The sequence below is a fragment of the Guyparkeria sp. genome (assembly GCF_041687595.1).
Taxonomy (GTDB): domain Bacteria; phylum Pseudomonadota; class Gammaproteobacteria; order Halothiobacillales; family Halothiobacillaceae; genus Guyparkeria.
Window position 1 is genome coordinate 1 of record NZ_JAWLBP010000047.1, and the last position, 15,085, is coordinate 15,085.

Consider the following 15,085-nt stretch of genomic DNA (forward strand, 5'->3'; position numbering starts at 1 on the left):
GGGAATTCCTTCTCGACCAGGTCCATGCCGCAGATCGGGCAACTGCCGGGCTCTTCCTCGACGATCTGCGGGTGCATGGGGCAGGTCCAGCGGGTGACGGTGTCGCCGCCGTCGCTCGCGGACTGGGCATGATCGTGGCCGTCGTGGTCGGTCTGGTTGCCATTGTCGGCCGCCATCACCGAGGTGATCGCCGGGTTGACGCCCATCAGCAGGGCCGGGGTGACCAGGGCCGAGCCCAGCAGCGTGACGCGGGTGAGTCGCTTGATGCGGAAAGTCGGGTGGCGGTGCGTGCGGGTCTTCATGCGGTCGGCTCCAGCAGGTAGCGCAGGTCGATGAGTTGGTCGGCGCGGTCGAGGCGCAGGGTGAGCAGGTCCTGGCGGGCCTCGACGACGGCGCGTTCGGCCTCGATCAGGGCGTCGAATTCGCCCCGCCCGGAGCCGATCTCGCCGCGGATCATCTCGGCGACCTGTTGCAGTTCGGGAATGATGTCGGTTTCAAAGCGGGCGATACGCCGATCCAGGGAGGCCAGTCGGGCGCGGACGCCGTCGGCCTGGGCGGCGAGATCACGCGCGCGCTTGGTTAGCTCGAGTTGGGCGGCCTGGGCGGATTGTTGCGCCCCGCGCAGTCGTGGCGATTGGCGACGCTCACTAAAGATCGGCAGGCTCACGCTCACCCCGGCGGACAGCGTGTTGGGCTCGCTGCCGGCGCGCAGGCCGTAGCCGACCTGCAGGCCGATTTCCGGTGCGAATTGCTCTTCGGCCTCGCCCACCTGGGCCCGAGCGGCCTCGAGTTCGGCACGCAGGCGGTCGAGTTCGGGTTGCTGGTCGATCCCACCCCGCGGCAGGTCGGTCAGTCGGGCGGGCAGGGTGTCCGGCAGGGGCAGGCGCGCGGCATCGCCCACCCAGCGTGCCAGCCGGGCCCGGGCGGCCTCGGCCTCGCCGTGCCGGCGGTCGAGCGCGTCCCCGATCCGCGACAGGCGCGCCTGCAGGGCGACAAGATCGCTGCCGCTGGCCTCGTTTACCTGGTAGCCGGTGCGCGCACTTTCCAGCAATTCCCGGTACAGCTCGCGCTCGGTCTCGAGCAGGCGACCAAGGGCCTCTTCGCGGTAGACGGCCAGCCACAGCCGGCGCACTTCGCGCTTGAGCTGGCGGTCGGCGGTGGCCAGGGCGGCCGCCGAGCCGGCGACGCGGGCCTCGGCCTGCTCGCCGCGAAAGGCGAGCGTGTCGCCTGGCGGCAGACTCTGCGAGAGCGTCACCACCGTCTGGGTCATGGGTGAATCGCTCAGGCTGTAGTTGTCGGTGGGCACGTTCTGCAGGGCGACGGACAGCCGGGGGTCGGGCAACTCGTCGGCGGCCTCGGCGGTCGCGGCCAGCCCGGCGCGCCGCCAGTCGGCGGCCTGCAGGCCCTCGTCGCTCTGGGTTGCGGCCTGCTCGGCCGCTTCCAGTGTCAGGCGCGCGCCGGCATCTGCCGACGAGTCGGCCAGACCCGGCGTGATCGGCACGGCGATCGCCAGCCAGGCCACGGCGGCCCGCGAGAGAATGGATTGGTTCATGGAGGTTTCCTCGGTGAATGACGGTCAGCGGGGAGCTGGGTCAGCCGAGGTGTGCGGGGCGTGATGCCCCGGGGTTCTCGGCTGTGTCAGGCCGAGAGGGGAGGACGGAACGGGGTGTTCGGAACGCCCGGGGCCATCGAATCGGCCAACGGCGCGTCGAGGGTGCCGTTGGGCAGGTGGATGGCGGCCGGTGTGGCCTGGGCCGGCAGGGAGAAGCCGCCCAGCAGCACGCAGTTGCCGCAGTGGTCACAGCCGGCCGAGGCGGTTGCCTCCTCGGTCGTGCCGCTCATGCTCGGGCAGTCGGCCGAGTGCTCGATCGTCTCGTCCATCGGGCAATCGAGCATGGCCACGCCGGCGGTCACCGCGTTCAGCGGTGCCCAGAAGGCGAGCAGCAGAGTGACCAGGTGCATGAATTTCATGGTGTCGGGACTATAGATTTCTCTTTTGGCAGGCGCAAGCCCGGCCGCGGAGTGGCGGTCAGTCGGGTGTCAGCCGGAGCAGTCGACCATCGGCATGGTCGGTGATCACCCAGAGGGCCCCGTCCGGCCCGACCTCGACATCGCGGATCCGCCACTCGCGCTCTTCCAGCCAGCGTTCCTCGCCGACCACGCGTTCGCCATCCAGTTGCAGGCGGGCGAGGTGGCGCTTGACCAGTGCGCCGACGAACAGGTTGCCCTGCCAGTCAGGCGCGGCGGCGTGATCGTAAAAGGTCATGCCCGAGGGGGCGATCGACGGGGTCCAGTGGTGAATCGGACCGGTCACGCCCTCGACCTCGTCCGGGGCGATTTCCGGACCGGCATACTCCCGGCCGTAGGTCTGGATCGGCCAGCCGAAGTTCTCCCCGGCGGCCGGGATATTGATCTCGTCTCCGCCGCGCGGGCCGTGTTCATGAATCCATACGCGGCCGGTTTGCGGGTGGGTGGCCGCGCCCTGCGGGTTGCGGTGGCCATAGCTGAAGATCGCGTCCTCGGCATCGGGCCGGTCGACGAACGGGTTGTCTGCCGGGATGCGGCCATCGTCGTGCAGGCGCAGGACCGAACCGTTGTGATCGGCGAGATCCTGGGCGCGATCGCGTTCGCCGCGGTCGCCCACCGTCATGAAAAGAAAGCCGTCGCGGTCGAACGCCAGCCGCGAGCCGAAATGGATGCCCGAGTCCACGCAGGGCGTCGCGATGAACAGGGTCTCGAAGTCGACCAGCCGCTCGCCGTCCAGCCTGCCGCGCCCCAGGTGAGTGGCGTTGCCGCCGTCACAGCGACCCGCCCAGGTCAGGTAGACGAGACGGTTCTCCGCAAAGGCCGGGTGCAGGGCGACGTCCAGCAGGCCGCCCTGGTTGCGGTGATCCACCGCGGGCAGGCCCGCGATCTGCCGGCGGTTGTCGCCGTCGGCATCCAGTTGCAGCAGCCGCCCGCGTCGTTCGGTTATCAGCAGCCCGCCGTCCGGCAGGAAGGCCAGGCCCCAGGGGTGGTGCAGGTCGTCGACGACGGTCTCGACCATCGGCCCGGAGGTGTCACGGCTCGCTTCGGCGCCGTTGTCCGGCAGGCAGCCCGTGACGAACAGGGCGGTGGTCAGCAGCAGCGCGACAGGTCGAAACGGCATCATGGTGTCTCCGCCTTCATGGCCGGGGGTCCAACGAGCATAGACAAGCCGCGCAGAGCGGTATCGGATTTGTGCAGACCTTCCCTAGGCCAGCATCGGATAGCTGAACAGCGAGAAGTGCAGCAGGTTGACCACCCAGTGCAGGCCGATGGCCGGCCACAGTGAGCCGCTCTGCCAGGCGACGTAACCGTAGCCGAGACCGGCGATGGTCGCCACGGCGGCGAACTCCGCGCCGAAGGGCAGGTGGGCCAGGCCGAAAATCACTGCCGTGAGCCACCAGGCGTGGACGGCACCGAGCCGGTGGAGAATGTGCCGCTGCAGCAATCCGCGAAAGAGCGTCTCCTCTGCGGCGACGATCACGAGGTTCACCCCGGCGAACCACAGCAGCGCCATGCCCGGCCAGCCAGGCGCCCAGCGGAACAGGCCCAGCCACAGCCCGAGTGCGGCACTGGCCACGATGGTGGCCACCCCGCCGATCAGGATCGGTGGCAGGCTGCCGCGTCGGATTGTCCCGGCGAGCAGCGGCAGCCAGGCGGCGACGAGCAGGACCTGGTCGACGGGGAGGTGGAGGCTGTGGGGCAGGCACCCGGTACAGAACGTGCGCCCCTGCCAGATGGCGGGATTGGCGAACCCCGGCCAGAGGTGAAGCGTAAGCACCACCCCCAGTCCGAAGACGAACAGCGCGAGGGTCAGCGTCACCCGCCGCAGCTGGGCGGTGAGCCAGGCGGCTCCCAGCAGGACGGCACCGGCCAGCATCCCGGTAGAGGAGATCCAGTTCGCCAGATGGGCAACGGCAAGGGTCGTCAGGGTGGCGGTCAGCGCAACCAGGAGATGGCGGTAATCGGGCATGAAAGTCGTCGGTCTTTCGGGGAGCCGGCATTCTCCCGGAACCCGGTCCTATTGGCGACCCTGACCCGCCTTTCGGGCCGCTGCCGGCGGGTGGGCGCGCATAAGCGGTTGTTTTTATCAGGAAATGGGCTAGAATTCGCCCCCAATTCGGTCGCTCCGGCCGGGACCCCATGCGCACCAGACGAGGTTTTATGACGACTGTTGCCAAACGCAAGATTCCCGACACCGCCGCCATGGAGGCGCCCAAGTTCCAGGTTTTCACCGAGCGACATCTGGACAAGATCGAACCGCTCAAGCGACTGGGCGAGGAAGCGCTATTCGAGATGAAGGTGGTCGCGAGTGTCCTGCCGTTTCGCGTCAACAACTACGTCATCGAGAACCTGATCGACTGGAACCGGGCCCCCGACGACCCGATCTTCGCGCTCACCTTCCCGCAGCGGGACATGCTCGACCCCGAGATGTACGAGCAGATGGCCGAGCTGCATCGCCGCGAGGCACCCAAGGAAGAGATCACGGCGCTGGCCTGGAAGCTGCGACACAAGCTCAATCCGCACCCGGCCGGGCAGATGGAGATGAACCTGCCGGAGGTCAACGGCGAGACGGTCGAGGGCGTGCAGCACAAGTATCGCGAGACCGCGCTGTTCTTCCCCACTCAGGGGCAGACCTGTCACAGCTACTGCACCTTCTGCTTCCGCTGGGCGCAGTTCGTCGGTGACAAGGATCTCAAGATCGCCTCGAAGGAGGCCGGTCAGCTGCTCGACTACCTGGCCCAGCACCCCGACCTGTCCGACCTGCTGATGACCGGCGGCGACCCGATGGTGATGAAGACCAAGCACCTGGCGCCGTATCTCGAGGGGCTGCTCGATCCGCGTCTCGAGCACGTGCAGACCGTGCGCATCGGCACCAAGGCCCTGTCGTTCTGGCCGTACCGCTTCGTCACCGACGCGGACGCCGACGAGCTGCTTTCGTTGTTCGAGCGCCTGGTTCAGTCGGGCAAGCACGTGGCGGTGATGGCGCACATCAACCACTGGCAGGAGATGGAGAGCCCCGTCTTCCGCGAGGCGGTACGGCGCATCCGGGCCACTGGCGCCGAGATTCGCACCCAGAGCCCGCTGATCAAGCACATCAACGACTCGGGCGACGTCTGGGCGCGGATGTGGCGCGAGCAGGTGCGTCTGGGGATGATCCCGTACTACATGTTCGTCGAGCGCGACACCGGCGCGAAGTACCGCTTCGAGGTGCCGCTGGCCGAGGCGCACCGCGTCTACCGCGATGCCATGAAGCGGGTCTCCGGACTGGCGCGCACCGCGCGCGGGCCGTCCATGTCGGCTGGTCCCGGCAAGGTCGAGATCCAGGGCGTGGCGGAGATCAAGGGCGAGAAGGTGTTCGTGCTGCGCTTCATTCAGGGGCGCGATCCGGACTGGGTCCAGCGGCCGTTCTTTGCCAAGTACGACGAGACGTCCACGTGGCTGAACGAGCTCGAGCCGGCCTTCGGTGAGGAGAAGTTCTTCTTCGAGGGCGAGTACGAGAACATGCAGCAGGAGGCCGGGTTGCAGATCATCGACGCGGCCGAGGTCGAGGCATAATTTTCGGGGAGCGCCTGCACGTATTCGGTGCCACCCTCGCTTGGCGAGTCGAGCGTGTTCGAGGTGACGCAAAACGCCGAGCACGGGCAACGAGTTAAGCCGCGCAGAGCGGTATCGAATTCGTGCAGGCCTTCCCTTGACGAACGAGGCGCCGGTCGCTAGACTTGCGCGCCTTCGAGAAATCACTTTCCGGTGGTGCACGGCACCGTCGGATCCATTACGCAGAACATTCGGGTTTTACAGCATGTACGCAGTGGTCGTTACCGGCGGTAAGCAATACCGCGTCGAGCAAGGCAGCAAGGTGCGTGTCGAGAAGCTTTCGGGCGAGACAGGCAACACCGTAACGCTGGATCAGGTTTTGATGGTCGGCGACGGCTCGGACATCAAGGTGGGCACGCCGACCGTCGACGGGGCGAGCGTTACCGCCGAGATCGTCGGCCAGGGCCGCGGCAAGAAGGTGGAAATCATCAAGTTCCGCCGCCGCAAGCACCACATGAAGCGTCAGGGCCACCGTCAGGCCTACACCGAACTCAAGATCACCGGCATCAGCGCTTAAGGGCGCGCCGGCGGTCCCGACATCTGGGAGTTGAAACATGGCACATAAAAAAGCAGCAGGCTCTACCCGAAACGGTCGCGACAGTGAAAGCAAGCGCCTTGGCGTGAAGCGCTTTGGCGGCGAAGCCGTCACCGCGGGCAGCATCATCGTGCGCCAGCGTGGCACCAAGTTCCACGCCGGTACCAACGTGGGCGTCGGCCGTGACTACACTCTGTTCGCCCTGACCGACGGTCAGGTGAAGTTCGAGGTCAAGGGTCCGAAGAGCCGCCGTTTCGTCAGCATCGAGTCGGCCTGATCCGGCACGATGCGGGTCGACGGTCGGTTCGGCTGACCGGCGACCATTGTCAGAGCCCCGCCCACGTGCGGGGCTTTCGTGTTTGTGACCTGCCCATGAGCGGGTCTAACGTGCGGGGAACCTGTCGTGAAGTTTGTCGATGAAGCCACCATCAAGGTCAAGGCCGGCGACGGCGGTAACGGCGTGGTGAGCTTTCGCCGCGAGAAGTACGTGCCCTACGGCGGCCCGGACGGCGGCGATGGCGGTGACGGCGGGTCCGTGTACCTGGTCGGCGACCAGAACCTCAACACGCTGGCCGACTTCCGCTTTCAGCGCCACTACGAGGCCGAGCGCGGCCGAAACGGCGCCGGGCGCAACATGACCGGCAAGAAGGGCCACGACCTGCACGTGCATGTGCCGCTGGGCACGGTGGTCTACGACGAGGACACCGGCGAGGCCATCGGCGAGGTGGTCGAGGCCGGCGCCGAGTTGCTGGTGGCAAAGGGTGGCTGGCACGGACTGGGCAACACCCGCTTCAAGAGCTCAATCAACCGGGCGCCGCGGCAGAAGACCGACGGCACGCCGGGAGACGAGCGCCGCCTGCGACTCGAGCTGCGGGTGCTGGCGGACGTCGGCCTGCTCGGCCAGCCGAACGCCGGCAAGTCGACCCTGATCCGCGCGATCTCGCACGCCCGCCCCAAGGTGGCGAACTACCCGTTCACCACCCTGTATCCGAACCTGGGCGTGGTCGCGCCGGAGCCGCATCGCAGTTTCGTGGTCGCGGACATCCCCGGGCTGATCGAGGGTGCAGCCGAGGGTGCCGGGCTGGGGATACGCTTCCTCAAGCACCTGGCGCGCACCAACCTGCTGCTGCACGTCGTCGACGTGGCGCCCTACGACGAGATCGATCCGGTCGAGAGCGTCGCGGCGATCGAGCAGGAACTCGAGAAGTACGACGAGACGCTGGCCGCCCGTCCGCGCTGGCTGGTGCTCAACAAGATCGACATCTGGCCGGAGGACGAGCGCGAGGCGAACATCGAGGCGCTCAAGCGTCGCTTCCACGACGAGTTGGGGCTGACGGGCCCGGTCTTCGCCATCAGCGCGCTGGACAAGACCGGCACGCAGCCGCTGGTCTGGGCGATCCTGGAGTACCTCGAGGCCGAGTGGGCCCGCGAACGGCAGGACACGGCCCGGTCGACCGGGGCGCAGGAGGACTAGGCGTGCGAGAGCAGGTGAGGGGCCACCAGCGCTGGGTGGTGAAGATCGGCTCGGCGATGGTCACCGGGGACGGGCGCGGTCTCGACCGTGCCGCGATTGCGGCCTGGGCGCGGCAGATCGCCGAGCTGCGCGCCGAAGGCCGCGAGGTGGTGATCGTCACCTCGGGTGCGGTTGCCGAAGGCATGGCCCGGCTAGGCTGGGCCGAGCGTCCCGAGTCCCTGCCGAAGCTGCAGGCCGCGGCGGCCGTCGGCCAGATGGGGCTGGTGGAGGCATATGCCGAAGGGCTGGCCCGGCACGATGCGCATTCGGCGCAGATCCTGCTGACTCACGAGGACCTGGTCGATCGCTCGCGCTATCTCAACGCCCGCAGCACGCTTCGGACCCTGCTCGATCTCGGCGTGGTGCCGGTGGTCAACGAGAATGACACGGTGGTCACCGACGAGATTCGCTTCGGCGACAACGACACCCTGGCCGCGCTGGTCGCCAACCTGGTCGAGGCCGACGTTCTGGTGATCCTCACCGACCAGCCGGGGCTGTTCGACGCCGACCCGCGCAAGAACCCCGCCGCCCGGTTGCTCGACGAGGTCGAGGCCGGCGATCCGGCGCTCGAGACCATGGCCTCGCCCGAGGGCGGACGCCTGGGGCGCGGCGGGATGTATACCAAGGTGCTGGCCGCCAAGCGTGCCGCGCGCTCCGGTGCGGCAACGATCGTCGCCGCCGGGAGCGAGGCGGACGTCCTCACCCGGCTGGCTGCCGGCGAGTCGCTGGGTACCTGCTTTCGTCCCGCGACCAACCGTCTGGCCGCCCGGAAGCAGTGGCTGGCCGGACACCTGCGGGTGCGGGGGCGACTGGAGGTTGATGCTGGCGCTGTCCGGGCGGTGACCCAGCAGGGGCGTTCGCTGCTCCCAGCCGGGGTGACGGCGGTCTCCGGCGAGTTCGCCCGCGGCGAGCTGGTTTCCATCGCCGACCCGCAGGGACGAGAATTCGCGCGGGGGCTGGTCAACTACCCCAGCGGTGACGCCGCTCGCCTGATCGGTCGTTCCAGTCGCGAGATCGCCGAGCTTATCGGCTATCGCGAGGAGAACGAACTGGTCCATCGGGACAATCTCGTCCTGCTCTGACCTTCAAGGGACGTCGCCCGTCGATGGGTGTCATTCGACCGTCCGGCGTGGCCCGAATCAACAACAAGTTCCGCTTCGGCCGTGATGCCCGCTTGCGCGGACTCGCCCCGCCCGGGGCGGGGGTTCACCCGCCGGGTCGTGCGGCCTTGTCCAGTTCCTCCAGCAGCCGCTCGTAGATCGACGACAGCGTGGTCAGGTCGTCGACGGCGACGTGCTCGTCGATTTGGTGGATGGTGGCGTTGAGCGGCCCCAGTTCGATCACCTGGGCCCCGGTGGGCGCGATGAAGCGCCCATCGGAGGTGCCGCCGGCGGTCGATGGATTCGGGCGGTGGCCGATGATGCCTTCGACGGCGTTTTCCACCGCGTTGACCATCGGCCCGTCGTCCCGGGTGAGGAAGGGCTCGCCGGACAGGTGCCAGTCGATCCGGTAGCTCAGCCCGTGCCGCTTGAGTCGTTCCTCGATGGTCGCCTTGATCGTCTCCACCGATGTTTCCGTGTTGAAGCGCAGGTTGAATTGCACCTCGAGGGTACCGGGGATGACGTTGTTCGCCCCGGTGCCGGCGTGGATGTTGGCGATCTGCAGCGTCGAGGGAGGAAAGTGGGCATTGCCCTGGTCCCACTCGATCTCGACCAGGTCGGCGAGGAACGGGGCGGCGCGATGGACCGGGTTGTCCGCCAGGTGCGGGTAGGCGACGTGGCCCTGACGGCCCTCGATGACCAGGTTGGCGGTGATCGAGCCGCGACGGCCGATCTTGTATTCGTCGGCCAGCCGGTTGCGGCTGGACGGCTCGCCGACCAGGCACCAGTCGATCCGGATGCCCTTCTCCCGCAGCCACTGCATGACGCGCTTGGTGCCATGCTGCGCCGGGCCTTCCTCGTCGCTGGTGATGAGGAAGCCCAGCCGGAAGGCGGGCTCCGGGTGACGGGCGAGAAAACGTTCCACCGCCGTGATGAAGGCCGCTACCGAGCCTTTCATGTCGGCCGCGCCACGCCCGAACAGTTTGCCGTCGTGGATCTCGGCGGCGAAGGGCGGGTGAGTCCACTGGCGTTCGTCCCCCGTCGGGACCACGTCGGTGTGGCCGGCGAAGACGAACAGCGGCCCCTGTTCGCCGTGAACGGCCCAGAGGTTGTCGACATCCTCGAACCGGAGCGCCTGGATGGCGAACCCCAGCGGGGCGATGCGTTCGGCGATCAGGGGCTGGCAGCCCTGGTCGTCCGGCGTGATCGATGCACGACGGATCAAGTTGCGGGCCAGGTCGATCGTGGCGTCCGTCATTTCAGGGCCTCCTGCCATTCGTCCGCGTCGAAGCCGATCAGCGTCTTGCCGTCGTGCTCGACTATCGGACGGCGGATCAGGCTGGGGTTGGCCTCGGCCGCCGCCCGGGCGCCCTTGCCGTCCATGGATTGACGTTCTTCTTCGGGTAGCCGCCGCCATGTCATCCCCCGGCGATTGATCACCGTCTCCCAGCCGAACTGCTCGAGCCAGTCGTTCAACCGGTCGGCGGGCACCCCTTCCTTCTTGTAGTCATGGAAGCGGTATTCCAGCCCCTGTTCGGCCAGCCAGGCCCGAGCCTTCCTGACGGTGTCGCAGTTCCTGATGCCGTAGACGGTGATCATCGAATAGCCCTTATAAGAGAATTATGTTGTTCCGGATAGGAAAATTTGATTTTCGTATCAATGACGCCGGCCTACACTCGAAAACGGTCCGGTCCCGCGCCAAGGGTCCGAAATTGCAGCAGAAAAGGAGCGAGTTTGCCATGCAGAACGGGAACAAATCAGTTTCGACACCAAATCCGAGTCGGCGGCTGGGACTCTGTCTTGGCTTGGCGGCGGGCCTGGTCATGGCGATTCCTGCCCAGGCAGAGAAGCCGGACATTTCCTGGGGGGGTGAGCTGTTTGCCGAGAACTGCTCCGAGTGCCACATGGTTCCGCACGACGACGAGTGGTTCAAGGCTCGCGCGGATGCCGGCAACATGGCCGACCTGGACAGCCTGCGCACGAGGGTTCAGGGCTGCGCCAACAACTTCAACCTGCCTTGGTTCGACGAGGAGGTCGACGCGGTCACGGCCTGGATGAACCAGGAGTACTACGGCTTCGACTGATCCGGCAGGCGGGAAGGCCGGATGGCCGGTCGCCCGCCGGGGATCTTCCTTTCAGTCGATGAACCGCATCGACAGGTCGACGGCGCGCACGTGCTTGGTCAGCGCGCCGATCGAGATGTAGTCCACGCCGGTCTCGGCCACCTCGCGAATGGTGTCCAGGGTCACGTTGCCGGAGGACTCCAGCTTTGCCCGGCCGGCGTTCAGGGCGACGGCCTCCCGCAGCAGCGGGGGGTCGAAATTGTCCAGCAGGATGCGTTCGACACCGGCGGCCAGCGCCTCTTCCATCTGCTCGAGATTCTCCACCTCAACTTCCAGCGGCAACCCGCGCGCGATCACCCCGGCGGCACGTACCGCCTCGGTGATCGAGCCGGCGGCCTGGATGTGGTTCTCCTTGAGCATCACCATGTCGTGCAGCCCCATGCGGTGATTCATGCCGCCGCCGTCCACCACCGCCTTCTTCTGCGCGTGGCGGAGGCCGGGCAGCGTCTTGCGCGTGTCCAGTATCACAGCATTGGTGCCCTTGACGGCGTCGACGTGCTGGCGCGTGACGGTGGCGGTGGCGCTGAGGGTCTGCAGGAAGTTCAGGGCGACCCGTTCGGCGGTGAGCATGGCGCGTGCCGGTCCGCTGATCAGGCAGAGACTCTGCTCGGGGAAGAGCGGGTCGCCATCATTCACGGCCCACTCGATCCGGACCGCGGGAGAGACCCGGCGGAAGGCGGCGTCCGCCCATTCGATGCCCGAGAGCACGCCGGTCTCGCGGCTGATGATCCGGGCATGCGCCTGCTGGTCGGCGGGAATTAGCTGGGCGGAGACATCACCGCTGCCGACGTCCTCGGCCAGGGCCCTGGCGACGTCGAGGGCGACGATTTCGGGGTCGGCTTTATTCATGGGCTTCGTGCTCCCGGGCGATGAGTCGATCGGCTGTCGCGACGATTATGACGCAAGAGGCCTGTCTTTCGCAGGCAAACGATGCTGTCATCTTGTCATGTTGCTGTCATCGCGCTGACTTCTAATGCGTGAGCATGAACCAACCGCGAGGGCCGGCGATGGCCGGCGAATGACCGATGCAGAAGACCATACTGATTGTCGAGGACGAGAAGCCGATCCGGGAGATGGTGGCCTTTGCCCTGGGAAGGGCGGGCTACGAGCTGCTGGAGGCGGGCGATATCGTCGAGGCCTACGAGCAGATATCCCACAAGCTGCCCGACCTGGTCCTGCTCGACTGGATGCTCCCCGGCGCCAGCGGCATCGAGTTCGCCCGGCGCCTCAAGCGCGACGAACTGACCCGTGACGTGCCGATCGTCATGCTGACGGCCCGCGGCGAGGAAGAGGACAAGGTCAGCGGCCTGGAGGCCGGTGCGGATGACTACGTCACCAAGCCGTTCTCGCCCCGCGAGCTGCTCGCCCGGATCAAGGCCGTGCTGCGACGCACCTCTCCCGAAACCGAAAGTCCGGTGCTGGATATCGCCGGCTTGAAGCTCGACCAGGAGAGCTATCGCGTGACCGCCGCCGAGGAGCCGGTGGACATGGGCCCGACCGAGTTCCGCCTGCTGGCGTTCTTCATGCGTCACCCCGATCGGGTCTTCAGCCGGACGCAGCTGCTCGACCGGGTCTGGGGACAGAATGCCTACGTGGAGGAGCGTACGGTCGACGTCCATATCCTGCGGCTGCGCAAGGCGCTGGCGCCCAGCGGGTATGATGGCCTGATCCAGACCGTCCGCGGGGTGGGTTACCGGATGTCTGCCCACTGAGCCCCGGGCGGTCACCACCCACCGCCCATCGAGGTGACATGAGCCAGCCCGACGACGTTCCAGCCCTGACCGCTTCCCGTCCCGGCGAGGCGGATCCCGCCACGCGCCGTCGACGTGCCCGCGAGGCACGACGGGTCCAGGCGCGCCTGCGTGCCTGGCGGGAGGAGTTTCTGCTGCTGATGGGCTCCGTTCTGGTCGGTGCGCTGTTGGGCTTCTGGATTGCGCAAGCCGGCGTGCCCGGAGCCTGGGCTTGGGCGGTGGCGCTGGCCGCGTTGCTATACGCCGGTTCCCTGCTGCTGCGCGTCGCCTATCTGGCTCGCAGCCTGCCGATCTCCTGGACCCGGAGGCGGACATGGGGTGTGCCCGGGCTGGTCCAGGCCCGGCAGCGTCGCCAGATCCGCGCCTGGCACCGTCGCCAGCGTCGCCTGATCCGGTTGCTCAAGCGTTACCACCGGTCGGCGATGTCGGTGCCCGACGCGATGGTCGTGGTGACCGAGGACCGGGAGATCGAGTGGCTCAACGACGCCGCGGCCGAGATGCTGGGGATCAACCCCACCGACCAGGGGCTGCGCATCGACAACCTGGTGCGCGCACCGGCGTTCGTCGACTGGCTGGACCACGGCGCCGACCAGGCCCCGCTGGAGATCCGGGCACCGGGAGACGAAACCCGGGCGCTCAGTCTGCGGATCGAGCCCTACGGTTCGGATCGCTACCTGCTGATCGGGCGGGATATCACCGCCCTGCATCGCCTGCAGGGGGTGCGCCAGGACTTTGTGGCCAACGTCTCTCACGAACTGCGCACGCCGCTCACCGTGCTGGCCGGCTACGTCGAGACGCTGCTCGACACCGACGAGGAGATGGACCCGCAGATGCACCGGATCCTCTCGAACATGCACCAGCAGTCCGACCGGATGCGACGGATCGTCGAGGACTTGCTGCTCCTGTCCCGCCTCGAGACCTCGCAGCCCGACGAGGAGATGTTCGAGCCGGTCGACGTGGCCGGGCTGATCCGCCCCATCCTCGCCGATGCCCGTCTGCTTTCCGGCGAGGAAGGGCACCGGATCGAGTCCGACATCGATGCCGACCTTTGTCTGCACGGCGTGCCGAGGGAATTGCAGTCGGCCTTCTCCAACCTCGTGTTCAATGCCGTCAAGTACACGCCGGCCGGTGGTCGTGTCGCCGTCGGCTGGACGCTCGACGCGAAAGGGCGACCGGTCTTCGAGGTCACGGACAGCGGCATCGGCATCGAGGCGCGCCACATCCCGAGACTCACGGAACGCTTCTACCGCATCGACGTGGGTCGTTCGCGCTCGCGAGGGGGTACCGGTCTGGGCCTGGCCATCGTCAAGCACGTGGCGCTGCGCCACGATGCCCGCCTGAAGATCGAAAGCACGCCGGGAAAGGGAAGCCGCTTTCGCGTTATCTTTCCGGCCGAACGCGCCATCCCTTGCGGTGCCACGCCGGTCGGCACATCGACCGATGACTCCGGCCGGGATGGTTTAGACTGACGCCCAATCAGCAAAAACGGACACGAGCCGAACGATGTCGGAATTCTGGAACGAGAAGTACGGGCAGGTCGATTTCCTCTACGGGACACACCCCAACGAATTCCTGCTGAGCCAGGTCTACCGGCTGCCGCCTGGAGCGCGCGTGCTGGTGCTCGGGGATGGCGAGGGGCGCAATGGGGTGTGGCTGGCCGAACAGGGGTTCGAGGTCACCAGTATCGACTACTCCGCCGTGGGCTGCGACAAGGCGCGACAGCTCGCCGACCAGCGCGACGTGAGCCTGAGCGTCCACTGCGCGGATCTCATCGAGTGGGACTGGCAGGAGGACGAGTTCGATGCCGTGGTGCTGGTCTACCTGCACTTCGAGCCGGCTGCGCGGCGCGAGGTGTACCCGCGTGCGGTGGCGGCCCTGCGGCCGGGGGGGCTCCTGATCGTCGAGCTGTTCCATCCGCGCCAGCTTGCCTACCAGAGCGGTGGGCCGAAGCGGGCCGACATGCTGGTACGCGCCAGCGATCTCGCGCAGGATCTGTCCGGGTTGGACTGGCTCATCCTGGCCGAGGGCAAGGTGCTGCTCGACGAGGGGCCTGGGCATCAGGGGCCCGGTTTCGTCACCCACGGAGTGGGGCGTCGCCAGGGCTGATTCCCCGGACGTGAAAAGGCCCGAAGGGATGCCCTCTCCCTTCGGGCCTTTTTCGTGCCTGTCATGGCGCCGACGGGATCGCCCGCCGGCAAGGCGCGGATCACACGTCGCGCAGCAGCTCGTTGATGCCGACCTTGGAGCGGGTCTTCTCGTCGACCTTCTTGACGATCACCGCGCAGTAGAGGCTGTACTTGCCATCCTTCGACGGCAGGTTGCCGGAGACGACCACCGAGCCCGCCGGGACGCGGCCGAAGTGGATCTCGCCGGTCTCGCGGTCGTAGATCTTGGTCGACTGGCCGATGTAGACGCCCATCGAGATCACCGAGCCTTCCTCG

General features: G+C 67.3%; 17 protein-coding genes and 1 pseudogene. 9 read left to right on the top strand and 9 right to left on the bottom strand.

The window, feature by feature from the left end; all coding sequences use genetic code 11:
• The 5 genes from ACESL5_RS07835 to ACESL5_RS07855 all read right to left on the bottom strand — a co-directional run.
• A partial coding sequence (locus ACESL5_RS07835) for a heavy metal-binding domain-containing protein (RefSeq protein ID WP_372592225.1) occupies positions 1 to 302 on the bottom strand: 302 nt, incomplete at its 3' end.
• A complete protein-coding gene (locus ACESL5_RS07840) occupies positions 299 to 1,552 on the bottom strand; it encodes a TolC family protein (protein ID WP_372592226.1) in 1,254 nt (417 codons plus the stop codon). The genes ACESL5_RS07835 and ACESL5_RS07840, both read right to left, overlap by 4 nt.
• Before the next feature lie 86 nt (positions 1,553 to 1,638).
• Positions 1,639 to 1,971, bottom strand: coding sequence for a hypothetical protein (locus ACESL5_RS07845; RefSeq protein WP_372592227.1), 333 nt, complete (start codon positions 1,969 to 1,971; stop codon positions 1,639 to 1,641).
• Positions 1,972 to 2,029: 58 nt separating this feature from the next.
• A complete protein-coding gene (locus ACESL5_RS07850) occupies positions 2,030 to 3,148 on the bottom strand; it encodes a PQQ-dependent sugar dehydrogenase (protein ID WP_372592228.1) in 1,119 nt (372 codons plus the stop codon).
• A gap of 84 nt (positions 3,149 to 3,232) precedes the next feature.
• A complete protein-coding gene (locus ACESL5_RS07855) occupies positions 3,233 to 3,997 on the bottom strand; it encodes a CPBP family intramembrane glutamic endopeptidase (RefSeq protein ID WP_372592229.1) in 765 nt (254 codons plus the stop codon).
• A gap of 191 nt (positions 3,998 to 4,188) precedes the next feature.
• Here ACESL5_RS07855 and ACESL5_RS07860 point away from each other — a divergent pair, with 191 nt between their 5' ends.
• The 5 genes from ACESL5_RS07860 (at position 4,189) to proB (ending at position 8,752) form a co-directional block, all read left to right on the top strand.
• The gene (locus ACESL5_RS07860) at positions 4,189 to 5,583 is read left to right on the top strand and encodes a KamA family radical SAM protein (RefSeq protein ID WP_372592230.1); all 1,395 of its coding nucleotides are present in this window, start codon (positions 4,189 to 4,191) and stop codon (positions 5,581 to 5,583) included.
• 244 nt (positions 5,584 to 5,827) lie between these two features.
• A complete protein-coding gene (gene rplU, locus ACESL5_RS07865; protein ID WP_372592231.1) occupies positions 5,828 to 6,139 on the top strand; it encodes a 50S ribosomal protein L21 in 312 nt (103 codons plus the stop codon).
• Positions 6,140 to 6,176: 37 nt separating this feature from the next.
• Positions 6,177 to 6,434 carry a 50S ribosomal protein L27 gene (gene rpmA, locus ACESL5_RS07870; RefSeq protein ID WP_372592232.1) on the top strand — a complete coding sequence of 86 codons (258 nt, stop codon included), beginning with the start codon at positions 6,177 to 6,179 and terminating at the stop codon, positions 6,432 to 6,434.
• Between the two features lie 126 nt (positions 6,435 to 6,560).
• Positions 6,561 to 7,631, top strand: a complete 1,071-nt coding sequence (gene cgtA / locus ACESL5_RS07875) for an Obg family GTPase CgtA (RefSeq protein ID WP_372592233.1) — start codon at positions 6,561 to 6,563, stop codon at positions 7,629 to 7,631.
• 2 nt (positions 7,632 to 7,633) lie between these two features.
• Positions 7,634 to 8,752: a glutamate 5-kinase gene (gene proB / locus ACESL5_RS07880; protein WP_372592234.1), complete on the top strand. Its 1,119-nt coding sequence runs from the start codon at positions 7,634 to 7,636 to the stop codon at positions 8,750 to 8,752.
• A 124-nt stretch (positions 8,753 to 8,876) separates the two neighbouring features.
• Here the strand turns inward: proB and dapE are convergent, their stop codons facing one another.
• Together dapE and ACESL5_RS07890 are read right to left on the bottom strand one after the other, a co-directional pair.
• Positions 8,877 to 10,028, bottom strand: coding sequence for a succinyl-diaminopimelate desuccinylase (dapE, locus tag ACESL5_RS07885; protein WP_372592235.1), 1,152 nt, complete (start codon positions 10,026 to 10,028; stop codon positions 8,877 to 8,879).
• The gene (locus tag ACESL5_RS07890) at positions 10,025 to 10,369 is read right to left on the bottom strand and encodes an ArsC family reductase (protein WP_372592236.1); all 345 of its coding nucleotides are present in this window, start codon (positions 10,367 to 10,369) and stop codon (positions 10,025 to 10,027) included. Before ACESL5_RS07890 ends, dapE begins: the two co-directional genes overlap by 4 nt.
• Positions 10,370 to 10,593: 224 nt before the next feature.
• On the opposite strand from ACESL5_RS07890, the gene ACESL5_RS07895 reads away from it, so the two are divergent.
• Positions 10,594 to 10,854 (top strand): cytochrome c, encoded by a 261-nt coding sequence (locus tag ACESL5_RS07895; protein WP_372592237.1) that lies wholly within the window; start codon positions 10,594 to 10,596, stop codon positions 10,852 to 10,854.
• Positions 10,855 to 10,905: 51 nt separating this feature from the next.
• Here the strand turns inward: ACESL5_RS07895 and nadC are convergent, their stop codons facing one another.
• The gene (gene nadC / locus ACESL5_RS07900; RefSeq protein ID WP_372592238.1) at positions 10,906 to 11,742 is read right to left on the bottom strand and encodes a carboxylating nicotinate-nucleotide diphosphorylase; all 837 of its coding nucleotides are present in this window, start codon (positions 11,740 to 11,742) and stop codon (positions 10,906 to 10,908) included.
• Positions 11,743 to 11,918: 176 nt separating this feature from the next.
• Here nadC and phoB point away from each other — a divergent pair, with 176 nt between their 5' ends.
• From phoB to ACESL5_RS07915, 3 genes are read left to right on the top strand one after another with little or no spacing between them, the layout of a single operon-like run.
• Positions 11,919 to 12,605 carry a phosphate regulon transcriptional regulator PhoB gene (phoB, locus tag ACESL5_RS07905; protein WP_372592239.1) on the top strand — a complete coding sequence of 229 codons (687 nt, stop codon included), beginning with the start codon at positions 11,919 to 11,921 and terminating at the stop codon, positions 12,603 to 12,605.
• 38 nt (positions 12,606 to 12,643) lie between these two features.
• Positions 12,644 to 14,113, top strand: coding sequence for a phosphate regulon sensor histidine kinase PhoR (gene phoR / locus ACESL5_RS07910; protein WP_372592240.1), 1,470 nt, complete (start codon positions 12,644 to 12,646; stop codon positions 14,111 to 14,113).
• A 34-nt stretch (positions 14,114 to 14,147) separates the two neighbouring features.
• A complete protein-coding gene (locus ACESL5_RS07915; protein ID WP_372592241.1) occupies positions 14,148 to 14,750 on the top strand; it encodes an SAM-dependent methyltransferase in 603 nt (200 codons plus the stop codon).
• Between the two features lie 100 nt (positions 14,751 to 14,850).
• On the opposite strand, the pseudogene dapD reads toward ACESL5_RS07915, so the two are convergent.
• A pseudogene (gene dapD, locus ACESL5_RS07920) lies at positions 14,851 to 15,085 on the bottom strand (2,3,4,5-tetrahydropyridine-2,6-dicarboxylate N-succinyltransferase); the annotation flags it as partial.